General features: G+C 64.4%; 12 protein-coding genes. 8 read left to right on the top strand and 4 right to left on the bottom strand.

Annotated elements, in window-relative coordinates:
- The first annotated feature begins 58 nt into the window (after positions 1-58).
- From C0456_RS04370 to C0456_RS04360, 3 genes are all read left to right on the top strand, one after another.
- Complete coding sequence (locus C0456_RS04370) at positions 59-550, top strand: PaaI family thioesterase (protein ID WP_291048741.1); 492 nt, start codon at positions 59-61, stop codon at positions 548-550.
- Positions 547-975, top strand: coding sequence for a PaaI family thioesterase (locus C0456_RS04365; protein WP_291048739.1), 429 nt, complete (start codon positions 547-549; stop codon positions 973-975). Before C0456_RS04370 ends, C0456_RS04365 begins: the two co-directional genes overlap by 4 nt.
- Before the next feature lie 144 nt (positions 976-1119).
- Positions 1120-1557: a DUF6265 family protein gene (locus C0456_RS04360; protein WP_291048737.1), complete on the top strand. Its 438-nt coding sequence runs from the start codon at positions 1120-1122 to the stop codon at positions 1555-1557.
- A gap of 7 nt (positions 1558-1564) precedes the next feature.
- Here the strand turns inward: C0456_RS04360 and C0456_RS04355 are convergent, their stop codons facing one another.
- On the bottom strand, positions 1565-2452 hold the full coding sequence (locus C0456_RS04355; RefSeq protein ID WP_291048735.1) for an RsiV family protein: 888 nt from the start codon (positions 2450-2452) through the stop codon (positions 1565-1567).
- A gap of 10 nt (positions 2453-2462) precedes the next feature.
- Positions 2463-5597 carry a bifunctional proline dehydrogenase/L-glutamate gamma-semialdehyde dehydrogenase PutA gene (gene putA, locus C0456_RS04350; protein ID WP_291048733.1) on the bottom strand — a complete coding sequence of 1045 codons (3135 nt, stop codon included), beginning with the start codon at positions 5595-5597 and terminating at the stop codon, positions 2463-2465.
- A gap of 191 nt (positions 5598-5788) precedes the next feature.
- Between putA and C0456_RS04345 the strand changes: the two genes are divergently transcribed.
- Positions 5789-6895: a glycosyltransferase family 1 protein gene (locus tag C0456_RS04345; protein WP_291048731.1), complete on the top strand. Its 1107-nt coding sequence runs from the start codon at positions 5789-5791 to the stop codon at positions 6893-6895.
- Positions 6896-6914: 19 nt separating this feature from the next.
- On the opposite strand, the gene C0456_RS04340 is transcribed toward C0456_RS04345, so the two are convergent.
- Positions 6915-8012, bottom strand: a complete 1098-nt coding sequence (locus tag C0456_RS04340; RefSeq protein WP_291048729.1) for a substrate-binding domain-containing protein — start codon at positions 8010-8012, stop codon at positions 6915-6917.
- A 275-nt stretch (positions 8013-8287) separates the two neighbouring features.
- On the opposite strand from C0456_RS04340, the gene C0456_RS04335 reads away from it, so the two are divergent.
- Positions 8288-9484 (top strand): type III PLP-dependent enzyme, encoded by a 1197-nt coding sequence (locus C0456_RS04335; RefSeq protein WP_291048727.1) that lies wholly within the window; start codon positions 8288-8290, stop codon positions 9482-9484.
- Here C0456_RS04335 and murI read toward each other — a convergent pair.
- Positions 9427-10299, bottom strand: a complete 873-nt coding sequence (gene murI / locus C0456_RS04330) for a glutamate racemase (RefSeq protein ID WP_291048725.1) — start codon at positions 10297-10299, stop codon at positions 9427-9429. The genes C0456_RS04335 and murI overlap by 58 nt on opposite strands.
- A gap of 110 nt (positions 10300-10409) precedes the next feature.
- On the opposite strand from murI, the gene C0456_RS04325 reads away from it, so the two are divergent.
- From C0456_RS04325 to C0456_RS04315, 3 genes are all read left to right on the top strand, one after another.
- Positions 10410-10733: a hypothetical protein gene (locus C0456_RS04325; protein ID WP_291048722.1), complete on the top strand. Its 324-nt coding sequence runs from the start codon at positions 10410-10412 to the stop codon at positions 10731-10733.
- A gap of 125 nt (positions 10734-10858) precedes the next feature.
- Positions 10859-11860, top strand: coding sequence for a hypothetical protein (locus C0456_RS04320; protein WP_291048720.1), 1002 nt, complete (start codon positions 10859-10861; stop codon positions 11858-11860).
- Between the two features lie 105 nt (positions 11861-11965).
- Positions 11966-14350, top strand: coding sequence for a transketolase (locus C0456_RS04315; RefSeq protein ID WP_291048717.1), 2385 nt, complete (start codon positions 11966-11968; stop codon positions 14348-14350).
- Positions 14351-14355: the final 5 nt, after the last annotated feature.

The following is a 14355-nucleotide window of genomic DNA, read 5'->3' as shown; positions in this document are numbered from 1 at the left end:
GGAGCGATGTTATCCGGCTTGGGTAAGGCGTCAAATCCGGACGCGGGGTAAGCCTCTGATGAATGATGACAAAAATGATCCCGACCGTATCGCCGCTGTAATGCGCGAACATGTCGACCTGATGAACTCGGCCGTGCCCTGGGGCAATGAGGTCGGGTTTCAGGTGACGAAGGTGGAACGCGGGCATGTGTGGGGCCTGCAGCCCTGGAGCGAGAAGCTGGTGGGCGACCCGGAAACGGGCGTGATCCATGGCGGGGTGATCACCACCTTCCTCGACAATCTCTCGGGCATGGCCTGCACGGCGGCGATGACCAAGCTGCGCTTTGTGGCGACGATTGACCTGCGGATCGATTACATGCGGCCGGCGGAGAAGGGCCTCGACATCATAGGCGAGGCCGAATGCTACCGGGTGACCAAGAGTGTGTGCTTTACCCGCGCCTGGGCCTATCACGGCACGCGGGACCGGCTGATCGCGACCTCGGCGGGCACCTTTGCCATCAACAAGCCGCGCTTTGGCTCGCAAAGCCCGCAGGGAAAGACGCTGCCATGAACCCCAACCTGACCAATCCGCGCGCGGACGATATAGACGCCATCCTGAAGCGCGTGCCGTTTGCGCAGACGCTCGGCATGCGCTGCGAGGTGATGGGCGACGAGATGACGGCGATCCTGCCCTTTCAGGAGAAGCTGATCGGGAATGTGACCATCCGCGCGCTGCATGGCGGGGCGATCGCGTCCTTCCTGGAGCTGACGGCGATGCTGCAGGTGTTCCTCGTCTCGGACATGCCGCGCCCGCCCAAGCCGATGAACATCACCATCGACTATCTGCGCCAGGGCCATGCCAAGGATCTCTATGCGCGTGCCTTCGTGATGAAGATGGGCCGGCGGATGGCGTCAGTCCGCGCCGAAGCCTGGCAGGAGAACCGGGCCGACCCGGTTTCGGCGATCACCGCGCATTTCATGGTGGCGCAGGACTGACCAAAGCCCCTGCCCGCCCCCGGAGAAGCTGCGCTGATGGCTTCACACCGGGCGCCGGGATGGTATCTTCAGGCGGAACTTGCGGATGATCCGTTCGCACGCAATGCAGACAGGCCCGGATGCGGGCCGGAGATTGGTGGACATATGAAACGCGCCTTTGTTGCCCTCGCCCTTGGCCTGACGGCCTGTGCCAGCGCCCCTTCTGCAGCCCATGCGGACGATCTCGACTGGATGAGCGGGTGCTGGCGCAATGATGACCGCAGCTACAAGGAAGTGTGGACCAAGCCGGAACATGGCTATCTGTTCGGCTATGCGCTGAACCTCAATGGCGAGGTGACGACCTATTTCGAGCAGACTCGAATCGAGCTGGGGACGCCGGCAACGTTCAATGCCTATCCGGGCGGCTTCGGGCCTTCGGCCTTCACCGAAACGAGCCGGGCCAGGAACACGATCACCTTTGCCAACCCCTCACATGATTTCCCGCAGCTGATCACCTATACACGCGATGGCCGCCGCATGACGGCAACCATCTCGCGCATGAATGGCGACCGGGCGCAGACTTTCCAGTTCCGCCGCTGCTAGGCGGGGCCTATTCCTGAGGCTCGTCGGCCGGCAGGTTGGGCTCGCCGCCAAAACGGCCTGCCCAGGCCGGTGTCAGCTTGCCGGAAAGCTCCGAGGCCGGAAGGGTGACCTCATAAGACCCTTCCGCATACGGGCCGGCATCATAGGGCGAGAAGAGCACGGTGATGCCGCCAAACTTGCCGGCCTCGGTGGAGGGCGCGAGGGTGAAGTTCTTGCCGAACTTGCTGGCAGCTTCAGCATCGCTGCCGAGGATTTCCTCAACTTCGGCAGGCACATTCGCGCGGGAGGCATCATCATAGGCGCGCTCTGATTTGGCCTCGATCAGATGTTTCTTCAGGCTGGCGCCATAGCCGGCCATGTCGGTGACGACAGCTTCGAGCGCAACGGGGGCGTCGCTGGCGCGCTCATACACCAGGCCGGTGAGGATATAGTTGGGGTGAGCGCCGGCGGTGTCGACCATGGTGAAGCGCTCGATGCCGATCACATCGCCCGCCTGGGCCGACTGGGTGAAACGGATTTCCATCGAATAGGGGCGGAACCAGTTTTCCTCTCCTGTGGCGGCAGAACGCTCGCGCGCGTCGGTGCCATCGCGGATGGCGTCCGCCTTGAAAGTCTCAAGCTGGGTCTTGGCCGCCGCCATCAGATTTTCGGCGAGCGCCGGCTGGAACGCGGCAATGCGGGAATCGACGACGGCGCGGATGGAATAATCTTCCGCTGTTTCCTCGAAGACGGGGCTGCCAAGGTCTACCGGCAGCGGCACGCTTTCTGGCGAGAGGGCCGCCTCTGCCCCAGCCTCTTCTCCTGAAGCGGCGCCGCCGGCAGGCGCCTCATTTGCCGGAGCGCAGGCGGCCAGCACCAGCGCAGCGATCGATGCGGTGAGGAGAAGACGTTTCATCGGATATTCCTTACAGGCTGAGCAGTTCGGGGTCTCCGCCCTGAGCGGTGATGTTCACACTTACCACGCGCTCTGTGGCGAAACGATGGAGATAATGGGGGCCGCCCGCCTTCGGCCCGGTGCCAGAGAGGCCCTCCCCGCCAAAAGGCTGGACGCCGACCACCGCGCCGATCATCGAGCGGTTCACATAGGTGTTGCCGACCGGGCAGGCCGCCTTCACCGCATTGTGGAAGCTTTCAAGGCGCGAATGGATGCCGAGGGTGAGGCCATAGCCCTTGGCCTTCAGCGCACCGCCGACAGCGGCGACATTATCCGGATCATAGCGCAGGACATGCAGGACGGGGCCGAAGGTTTCCTCGCTGATCTGGTCGAGCGAGGAAAGCTCCACCAAGGCCGGGCCGAAGCCATAGCCGTCTTCACCGATCTTTCCGGCGTCGAGTTGGTGAAGCACTTTGGCTTCGCGGCGCATCCGCTCCATGTGCGCCTGAAGCGCCTTGCGGGCGTCGGCATCGATGACCGGGCCGGTATCGGTTTCGGGCAGAGCCGGATCGCCGAGGGCAAGCTCGTTCATCGCGCCGATGAGACCTTCGATGAGATGATCTGCCGTGGCGTTTGGCAGAAAGGCGATGCGCAGGGCCGAGCAGCGCTGGCCGGCCGAGCCGAAGGCGGAGATGATCATGTCGTCGATCACCTGCTCGCGCAGGGCGGTTGTATCAACGAAGAGGCCGTTGAGGCCGCCGGTCTCGGCGATCAGCGGGATGATCGGGCCATCGCGGCCTGCGAGGGTGCGGTTGATCAGGCGGGCGGTGGAGGTCCCGCCGGTGAAGCAGACGCCGGAGACGCGCAGGTCTGCGGTGAGGGCCGCGCCGACGGTTTCGCCCCTGCCCGGAAGCAGGTGAAGCGCGTCCACCGGCAGGCCCGCCTTGTGGAAGAGGCGGACCGCCTCGAAGGCGGTGAGCGCAGTCTGCTCGGCGGGTTTGGCGACGACCGTGTTGCCAGCTGCAAGGGCTGCCGCGATCTGGCCGGTGAAGATGGCGAGCGGAAAGTTCCAGGGGCTGATGCAGCAGAAGACGCCGCGGCCATGCAGAGAGAGATGGTTTGTTTCCCCGGTTGGCCCAGGCAGGCGCACAGGACTGGCAAAGTCATGCTCTGCCTGCTGAGCATAATAACGGCAGAAATCGACCGCTTCGCGCACCTCGGCAATGCCATCGGGCAGCGTCTTGCCAGCTTCGCGCGCCATCAGGGCGATGAGCTGGGCGGCGTTTGCCTCCATCGCATCGGCCATGGCGTGGAGGTATTCCGCGCGTTTGGGGCCGCCGAGATGATCCCATTCCGGCTGGTAGGCGGTGGCTGCGTCCAGCGCGCGGTTGATCGCGTCAGCGTCGGCCTCCTTCACCGCGCCGAGCGCGCGGCCGGTTTCAGCGGGCATACGGACGAGTTCGCCGCCGCCGGTTTCCGGCTTGCCCGAGACGATGGGGCCACCGGCAAAGGCCGGGCCGTCATCAAGCGTCTTCAGGGCGGCGGCGAACTGGCCGCGCACGCCAAGCTGGCTGAGGTCATGGCCGGCGGAGTTGCGGCGGCCAGCGCCATAGAGGCGCGGCGGCGTGGGGATGCGGGGATGGCGGCGGGGCCCGATTTCGACCTTGGCGATGGGGTCGGCCACGACCTGTTCGGCGGGGACATCAGGATCAAGGAAGGAGTGGACGAAGCTGGTATTCGCGCCGTTCTCGAGCAGGCGGCGGACGAGATAGGGCAACAGGTCTTCATGCGCGCCGACGGGGGCGTAGACGCGGACGCGGTTTCCGGCGCCGGCGGCTTCATAGAGCGGCTCGCCCATGCCGTGGAGGCGCTGGAACTCGAAGTTCGTGACGCCGGCCGCCTGGGCGAGCAGATCAACCGCCGCGAGGCTGTGGGCGTTATGCGTGGCGAAGGCCGGGTAGATCGCGGGGGACGCCGCCAGCATGGCCTTTGCGCAGGCGAGATAGTGAACGTCCGTCCCCTGCTTGGTGGTGAAGACCGGGAAGTTTGAGAAGCCCTCGACCTGGGCATGCTTGATTTCGCTGTCCCAATAGGCGCCTTTCACCAGGCGGACCATGAAACGGCGGTTTGTTTCCCGTGCCAGATCGGCGAGCCGGTCGATCACGGCGCGGGCGCGCTTCTGGTAGGCCTGCACGGCAAGGCCAAGGCCGGTCCAGTCTTTCAGCGAGGGTTCGCGGGCGAGACGCTCGAATATCTTCAGGCTGATGACCAGGCGGTGGGCTTCCTCGGCATCCAGGCAGAGGCCGATGTTGGCTTTTGCAGCCGCCTCACAGAGGGCGAGCACACGCGGATACATTTCCGCCATGACGCGCGCTTCCTTGACAGCGAGATAGCGCGGATGAAGGGCGGAGAGTTTGACCGAAACGCCATTGGCTTTTTCCGGCGGCAGGGCGGGATCCTTATCGGCGGCAACAGCGGCAATCGCGTCGTGATAGGCCTTGTAATAGCGGTCTGCGTCAGCCGTTGTGCGGGCGCCTTCGCCCAGCATGTCGAAGCTGAAATGCGCCGCATCGCCGGATTTGACCATGCGGCGGCCACGCTTGAGGGCTTCGGAGACGGTCCGCCCCAGGACGAACTGTTCGCCCATGATGCGCATGGCCTGCATCATGGCGGCGCGGATGACAGGCTCGCCGGACTGGCGGACGAGGCCCGTGACGAAATTGCCAGCGCCTTTGTGGGCGTTCTCCGGCGCGCCGATGACGCGGCCGGTGAGCATCAGCCCCCAGGTGGAGGCGTTCACCAACCAGCTGTCGGACTGGCCCTTATGAGCGCCCCAGTCGCCGGAACGGATCTTTTCGGCGATCAGGTCGTCTTTCGTCTCGGCGTCTGGCACGCGCAGCAGGGCTTCGGCCAGGCACATCAGGGCGAGGCCTTCGGAATTGGTGAGGCCGAATTCCTCCAGGAAGCTTTCCATCATGCCCTTGCGGCGGCCCTTGGCGCGGGCGATCACAACCAGCTCCCGGCCCCGGCGGACGGCGCCTTCCCGGATCGGCTGAGGGAGGATGCCTTCCTTGAGCAGGCTTTCGAGGAGGGCTTCCTCATCGGCGAATTTCAGGGCGTCGAGCGCGTCCCAGTCGAGCGCGGTCTGAGGCAGGGTATCGGGCATAGTGTGGGTCCGTCTGGCGAGGCCGGGGCAATATTCTGCCGCTTATACCTGAGCCCGCAGACAAGAATACCCCCATCGGGGGAGCCCCTCAAAACACCCCTGCGCCGCAGTGACCCCCTTTACGCCCCGCGCCAAGCCCGCCAGATTGCGCCCGCAAAGGCCCACGGGGGGCCCACAATCATGGAGCCGGCATGCGCATCATGCTCGTTACCGACGCCTGGGACCCGCAGGTCAACGGCGTCGTACGCACGATGAAGCGCGTTATCGCCGAGACAGAGGCCATGGGCCATGTCTGGGAGATCGTGCATCCGGGGGATGGTTTCATGACCATGCCGCTGCCGACCTATCCGGAGATCAAGCTGGCGCTGTTTGCCCGCCGCAAGATCCGCGAGCGGTTTGACGAGTTCGAGCCGGACGCCGTGCATATCGCCACCGAGGGCACCCTGGGCATGGCCGGGCGCGCGGTGTGTCTCACCGAGAAACACCCCTTCTCCACCGCTTATCATACCCGGTTTCCCGAATATGTGTCGGCGCGCCTGCCGGTGCCGGTGGCGTGGGGCTATTCCTTCGTGCGCTGGTTCCACAAATATTCGGGCAAGGTGATGGTGGCGACGCCGTCGCTGCTCGACGAGCTGCGCCAGCAGCGCTTCATCAACCTCGTCTCCTGGAGCCGGGGGGTGGATACCGAGCTGTTCAACCCCGCCAAGCGCATCGAGGAAGGCCAGCCCGGAGACCCGTTTGCGGGCCTGAAACGGCCCATCTTCCTGAATGTCGGCCGGGTGGCAGTGGAAAAGAACATCGAATCCTTTGCCGAACTCGACCTGCCCGGCACCAAGGTGATCGTCGGCGACGGGCCGCAGCTGGAAGAGCTGAAGAAGAAATACAGGGATGTGGTGTTCCTGGGCGCCAAGTTTGGGGATGACCTGGCCACCCATTATGCCAGCTCCGATGTGTTCGTGTTCCCCAGCCTGACCGATACGTTCGGGCTGGTGGTGCTCGAAGCGATGGCGGCGGGCACGCCGGTGGCCGCCTATGACGCGACGGGGCCGCGCGATGTGATCCCCGGTTCCGGCGCGGGCACGATCACGCCGGTGGGCGGCAATCTGCGCCAGGGCGCCATCGACTGCCTGACGCTCAGCCGCGAGACCTGCCGGGCCTATGCGGAGACCTATAGCTGGCGGGCCTGCGCCGAGGCGTTCATCGAGAACCTGCAGCCCCTGCCCGCGCCCGAGCGCAAACGCTTCTGGCAGAAGATCCGCATCCGGCGGCGCAGGCCACCGGCAGGGCCGGGCTTCTAGGGACGCGGCGTCGGCCGGATCAGTAGCCGCGGCTCTTGGCGACCAGCTGGGCGGCCTTTTGCTGCTGCACGAGCAGTTCATCTTCGTGCAGCGGAACGAGGCCCTGCTCCAGAAGATAGCCGTCCGGGCCGGCGGCGCCGTCATCGACGGAGAACTCCACGAACTCTGCCAGGCCATCCACCAGCGGCAGATTCTGTTCCTTCACATAAAAGAACATCAGACGGGCGAGGCCATAGTCACCGGAGTTGATGTTATCGAATGTGGGCGCAACGCCGCTGAAGGCGGTGCCTTTGATGCGATCGGCATTCTGCTCCAGAAATGAAAAGCCCAGGACGCCAAGCGCTTCGGGAGACTTCATCAGCGACTGAACAATCGCCGAATCATGTTCCCCGAAATCGATCCACCGGCCATCCGTGCGAATGGTGTGGGAACGCAGCTTGAACGCATCTGCGTCGGACGCTTTCAGGTCAGCCAGCTCGGGGACACCCAGAGCGCCCTTCTCCATGCCCAGCTCGTTGAACGCGTCCCGTGTGCCGGATGTCGGCGGCTGGCCGAAGACGAGGATCGGAACATTGGGCAGTTCCGGCGAGACTTCGCTCCAGCGCGTGTAGGGATTCGGGATGAAGCCCCCCTTGCCATCGGGAATATCCTTGGCGAGGGCCAGGAACATCTGGGTTTTTGTCATGCTGAAATCGGGGCCGCCCTTGGCGTTCGCCAGCACGATACCGTCATAGCCAAAGGCCAGCTCGGTAATCTCGGTGACGCCGGCCTTCCGGCAAAGCTCGCGCTCTGAATCGGTCATCGGGCGCGACGCGTTGGCGATGGACGGGGTGATCGGGCCCACGCCCTCGCAGAAGGCCTTGAAGCCGCCGCCGGTGCCGGTGGACTCCACAATCGGTGTCGCAAACCGCGTGACCACGCCAAACCGCTCTGCCACAGGCCGGGAGAAAGGCGCGACCGTGGAAGAGCCGACAATCTTGATCTTCTGATTGCGCGCAATCGCCGGGACAGGCTTGGTGCCCGGCTCGCCGGTATCGAGCTGCGAGAGATCACTCTGGCTGCAGGCGCCCAGAGCAAGCAGCGCAGCGCCCAGAAGGCTGATAAGGCGACGGGACATCGGGAGACCTCCGGGAACAGCGCCAATACCGCAGAGATCGCGGTTTTCGGAGCGCCATTTTACCATGTTTGCAAGCGCTATCTGGCGCAGCACCGTTACTCTTTTGTGACAAGCTTGTGTAACGAGCAAAATTTCTTCTTGCATGCCCGGGCATTGTACACTATTTCGGCCCCTGAAATTCGATGTGGCGGACATCTGGGCTAACCCGACAACCAAGGGGGGCCCCCTGTACTAACGCCCAAAGCTGGTTTGAAGCCCTTTGGAGGTTAGGTGTCATGCACACTTACGCGACCCCGTATCATATTGCGCGCGAGCAAAAGCCCGAGCTGCCGACGTATTGCTTCCGTCCGGAGCGCGTGACGGCGGCTGCGACCTGGTTTGTGGAGAAATTCCCGGCCCAGGCATTCTATGCCGTGAAGGTGAACCCTGCCCCGCACGTCCTCGACGCGCTGTGGGAAGGGGGCATCCGCAGCTTCGACGCCGCTTCCGAAAAGGAAATCGAGCTGATCCGCGGTCGCTTCCCGGACGCCCGCATCGCTTTCCTGCACCCGGTCAAACCGCGTCAGGCGATCCGCCGTGCCTACTTCAATCATGGCGTGCGCATCTTCGTCACCGACTCGATGGCCGAGCTGCAGAAGATTCTCGACGCGACCGACTTTGCAAGGGATCTGACGATCCTGGTGCGCATTGCCGTGTCGAACGAAGGATCGGCCCTGCCGCTTTCGGGCAAGTTCGGCGCCAGCGCCGCGGAAGCTGCTGACATTCTCAGCGTGGCGCGCCGCTATGCTGACGAACTCGGCATTTCCTTCCATGTGGGCAGCCAGGCGATGAAGCCTTCTGCCTGGGCACAGGCGATGGCAGATGCCAGCCGCGTCATCATCGACGCGGGCGTGACCGTGGACATCGTGGATGTCGGCGGCGGTTTCCCGGCAATCTATGCCGACAAGAACCCGCCGGCGATGGACGACTATGTCGCCATGGTGATGCGCTCGTTCGAGAACATGTTCGTTCTGGAGAACGCTGACCTGTGGTGCGAGCCGGGCCGCGCGCTGGTGGCGGAAGCCGAAAGCCTGCTTGTGGGTGTCGATCTGGTGAAGGGCGACGCGCTCTACATCAACGAAGGCTCCTATGGCGCGCTGTATGACGCCGTGCACGAGAACTGGGTGTTCCCGATGCGCGCGATCTCGGGCGACGGACGCAAGCTCGGCCGGATGGTGGAATACACCGTCTACGGACCGACCTGCGATTCGGCCGATATGCTTCCGGGCAAGGTCTGGCTTCCGGCCGGCCTGACCGAAGGCGACTATATCGAGATCGGCAATATCGGCGCCTATGGCCGCTCGATGGCGACGCGCTTCAATGGCTTCGGCGACTCCGAGCTGGCGGTTGTTCAGGATAGCCCTTGGCCGTCGCTCTATGGCTCGGCCGAAGGCGCTGAAGTCATTTCGATCGGCTCGATGGCCACGAACTGAACCTCGGGAAAACCGTAGCGCCTCAGGACGCGGACGGTTCCCTCTTCCCTTTCAGGCGGACTTGTGAGGCAGGCTGTGCCTCCCTGTCCGCCTGAATCGTTTCTGGCAGGCAGCACACGGATCGTCTGGCGGGCAATGGCCGCGCCGCTGTCGATATAGCTGACGGCGCGGGGCGCGGTGGCGATCAGCTGTCCGCGCACCAGCGGGAAATGCGTGCAGGCCAGCACGATGGTATCGATCTCATCACCGCCGGGCGCCTCGAACAGGGGTGCCTGCGCGGCGGCAAAGGCCTCCGGCGGCACATCCTCTCCCCGCGCATGGGCCTCGGCGAGCCTTACCAGCTCCAGGCTGCCATGCAGGATAACGCGCTTGTCGCCGGCAAATTCCTCGATCAGCCGGGCGGTGTAGGCGCGGCGGATGGTGCCGGGCGTGGCGAGAAGGCCGATTGTCCCGGTTTCGGTGAGCCTCGCCGCCGGCTTGATGGCCGGCACCGTGCCGACGACCGGGATATCCAGCGCGGCGCGCACTTCGGCCAGCGCCAGCGTGCTCGCCGTATTGCAGGCGATGACGAAGGCATCGGGCCGGACCACCTCTACCAGCGCCTTCGCCACCACCGGCAGGCGGGCGCGCAGGGCCTCGTCGGACTTGTCCCCATATGGGAAAAAGCCGGTATCGGCGGCGTAATGGACCGAAAGGCGCGGCCCGAGGGCCCGGATCTCGCCCGCGACGGTCAGCCCGCCCACCCCGGAATCAAATACCAGAACACGCCCCCTGGCGGGCGAAGGCTCAAACGGAAGGGGCGCATCGGCAGTCATACCGCGCAGTTAAGACCATTCCCGGGCGGCGAAAACGGGGCAGAATCGGCCTTTTGGCATGAGATTTGTTGTGCAGCGCACAATAGCGGCGTAGAAAAAGAGCGAAGCTGATGGATATGAAACCGATGTTTGACTTGTGGCTGGCGCCCTGGCGCGCGTCTCTCGCCCTGACCTCCGCATCGCTCGACACGATGCTGACCCTGCAGAAAAGCATGATCAGCTTCTCCTCGATCACCCTGGCAGATGGCTTTGACAGCGCAGACGAGAACTATATGCGCCAGGCTTTCCAGCTGACCGCCGACGCCAATGTGCGCCGCTGGGCCGATGCGGCCGGCGTGTTGCAGGCGATGCCCGACTGGTATCATCAGGTGGCCAATGGCCCCGGCGCGGCCCTGACCGACATGTTCGACAAGGCCCGCCGCTCGGTGGGCTAAGGCAGCGAGCCAGAATTCAGGCCAGAATCAAGCCAGTTCGAACGCGCGCAGGACAGCGCCCTGATCCAAAGTTGAAATTTTGCGCTTTTGGGTGTTATTTCGCAATAACACGGATGGGGGCGATCATGAGAGCATTCGCACACTGGGTCAGAGCGGCGTTCGTTGTGCTCGGAGCGTTTCTGGCAATCGCGGCGCCTGCTGCGGCCCAAGCGTATCTGAATGACATTCCATCCCCAGAAGAGATCGAGGCTGCCTTTCCGATCGCCGGCGAAGGCGATGCGCGTCTCGACGCTGCTGCCCGGCAGGAAGCGGCCTTCTCCTATTTCAGCACGATCATCTACCGCGCAGCGAACAAGCGCTCGAAGCCGATGACGTTCACACCGCAGGAACAGGCGCTTTACGACGCGCTCAGCGACCAGCCCAAAGCCCGCATCCGCGCAGACCTCGGCTTTCCGCCCCGTCTTTGCGGGCCAGACAAGACTTGTCAGAAATACGAAGACCTCGTCATCGACTATAGCTGGCGCAACAAGAAGATGAGCGCGCCGCTGAACCGCGAGATCGAAGCGGCTTTTGGACTGAACCAGAAAGACCCGCGCTCCGCCGCGCTCGGCTGGACAATCCTGTTTATGTGGATCGCGGCGCCGGTGGCAGGCTTTCTGCTCGCGCGACCGTGGGGCGTCATCTATAGCGGCGAGATTGGCAGCATCGGGTCCGGCGTCGTGATGGAAGGCGGCGGCCTCTTCCGGATGGCGGAAGTGCGCCGCAATCATTTGCAGATCGGCCGGCGAAAGATCGGGGATTTCGTGATGACGCAGCGCATGGCCGACGCGTTGGACGACGCCGCAGGAACCGGTGGGCCGGTGAAACTCGGCATAGGCCGGGTGCTTCACCTGCGCTGGCTACTATCGGTGGCGGCGGCAGGGCGCACAGAGCGGGCGCATGCCGGCGGCGCCTTGCTTCGACAGATCGTCCTGATCCCGTTTTTCTCGCTGGTCGCGGCCGTCCTCGCGCTCATCGTTGTGAGCATATTCGCCGGGCCCTATATCGCGCTCGCCGCTGCCTTTTTCTTCATCGGCGCCGGGGTCGGTCAGTTCCTCACGAACCTGCGCGCCTGGATGGGCGTTTAGCGCGCCGCGCCGCAGCCAGGCTTTTGTGCCGGTCCAATGGACTTGCGCGCGCGCCTGATTTAGGCGGAAGGAATTGCCCCTTCCCCAACGAGATAACGCAAACCCATGCCCCTTTCCCTTGATCAGCTGAAAACAATTGAGCAGCGCCTGCTCTGGCTTTCCGCCTGGACCGTTCACAATGCCAACCATCTGCGCGAGAAGGCCGATGATGATGTGAAGGTGGGCGGGCATCAGGCGAGCTGCGCGTCGATGGTGTCAATCATGACGGCGCTCTATTTCAGCGTGCTGCGCCCCGAAGACCGGGTGGCGGTGAAGCCGCATGCCGCGCCGGTGTTCCATGCGATGCATTATCTGATGGGCAGCCAGACGCGGGAGAAGCTGGAAAACTTCCGGGGCTATGGCGGGGCGCAGTCCTACCCCTCCCGCACCAAGGATATTGATGACGTGGATTTCTCCACCGGCTCGGTCGGCCTCGGCGTGGCGGAGACAGCGTTTGCCTCAATCATCCAGGATTATCTGATTGCCCGTCCGTGGACGGATTTCGGGTCTGGCAAGCGCCCGGCCGGCCGCATGGTGGCCCTGGTGGGCGACGCCGAGCTTGACGAAGGCAATGTCTATGAATGCCTCCAGGAAGGCTGGAAGCATGGCCTGCGCAATACCTGGTGGATCATCGATTATAACCGCCAGAGCCTCGACGGGGTTGTGCATGAAGGCCTCTGGGCGAAGATCGAGGCGATCTTCAAGGCTTTCGGCTGGCGCGTGGACGTGCTGCGCTTTGGCGCGCTGCAGCGGGCCGCCTTTACCGAACCGGGCGGCGAGCGGCTGAAGAAATGGATCGAGGATTGCCCCAACTCGCTTTACTCGGCGCTGACCTATATGGGCGGGGCCGCCTGGCGCAAACGCCTTCTGGACGAGCTGGGCGACCAGGGCGATGTATCCGAGCTGATCGGGAAACGGTCGGACGCTGAGCTCAGTGAACTGATGAACAATCTGGGCGGGCAGTGCCTCGAGACGCTTCTGGACGCTTTCTCGCGCGCAGATGACGAGCGCCCGACCGTGTTCCTCGCCTATACGATCAAGGGCTGGGGCACGCCGCTGGCCGGGCACAAGGACAACCATGCCGGCCTGATGACCAAGGCCCAGATGGCCGACTTCCAGAAAGCCATGGGCGTGGCCGAAGGCGAGGAGTGGGAGCCGTTTGCGACGGTCGCCGAGCCCGGCGATCTGAAGGCGGCCCTTGCGGAGGTGCCTTTCTTCGCCAAGGGCCCGCGCCGGTATTCGGCGCCGCGCGTGCCCTCCCCCGGCCCGGTGTTTCTGGATGATGAGATGCTCTCGACCCAGGCGGGCCTTGGCAAGATCCTCGACGCGCTCGCCCGCGGCGACAGCGACCTTTCCCAGCGCATCCTGACAACATCTCCCGATGTGACGGTCTCGACCAATCTTGGCGGCTGGGTGAACCGGCGCGGCCTGTTTGCGCGGGAGAATGTGGCCGACACGTTCCGGGACGAGAAGATCCCTTCGGCGCAGAAATGGGCGTTCTCGCCCGAAGGCCAGCATATCGAGCTCGGCATCGCGGAGATGAACCTGTTCCTGCTGCTGGGCGCGGCAGGGCTTTCCCATTCCCTGTTTGGAGAGCGGCTGATCCCGATAGGGACGGTGTATGATCCCTTCGTGGCGCGCGGGCTCGATGCGCTGAACTATGCCTGTTACCAGGACGCGCGCTTCATCATCGCTGGCACGCCTTCGGGCGTCACGCTTGCCCCGGAAGGCGGCGCGCACCAATCAATCGGCGCGCAGCTGATCGGTATGAGCCAGGACGGCATTGTCTCCTTTGAGCCCGCTTTCCTGGATGAACTCTCGATCATCATGGACTGGTCGTTCGACTATCTCCAGCGCGATGGCGAGGGCGACCCGGACGAGCGCACCTGGCTTCGCGACGAGACGGGCGGCTCGGTCTATCTGCGGCTTTCCACCCGCCCTGTGGAGCAGGTGCGCGTCTGGTCGCGCGAGGACGCCGCCTTCCGGCAGGGCGTGATCGATGGCGGCTACTGGCTGCGGAGGCCCGGCCCGAACGCCGAAGTGATCATCGCCTATCAGGGCGTGATCGCGCCCGAAGCCATCAAGGCGGCAGCGCGGATTGGCGAAGGGCGGCGGGATATCGGCGTGCTGGCGGTGACCTCTGCCGACCGGCTGAACTCGGGCTGGACCGCCGCCCGCCGCGCCCGCGCGCGCGGCCAGCAAAACGCCCGCAGCCAGATCGAGCGGCTGATGGAGAGCGTGCCGCGCCATGCGCAGCTGATCACCGTGACCGATGGCCATCCGGCCACACTGGCCTGGATCGGCGGGGTGAAAGGCCATGCCGTGACCCCGCTGGGCGTGGAACATTTCGGCCAGACCGGCACGATCGGCGATCTCTACCGGCACTTCATGATTGATGCTGACGCGATCGTCTCGGCGGCCAGCCACCTCTCCCCCGGCAGGAGCCTCTAGCGCCG

The sequence above is a fragment of the Hyphomonas sp. genome (assembly GCF_013823385.1).
In the GTDB taxonomy this organism is placed as follows: domain Bacteria; phylum Pseudomonadota; class Alphaproteobacteria; order Caulobacterales; family Hyphomonadaceae; genus Hyphomonas.
This window is presented reverse-complemented; position numbering and strand designations above follow the sequence as displayed.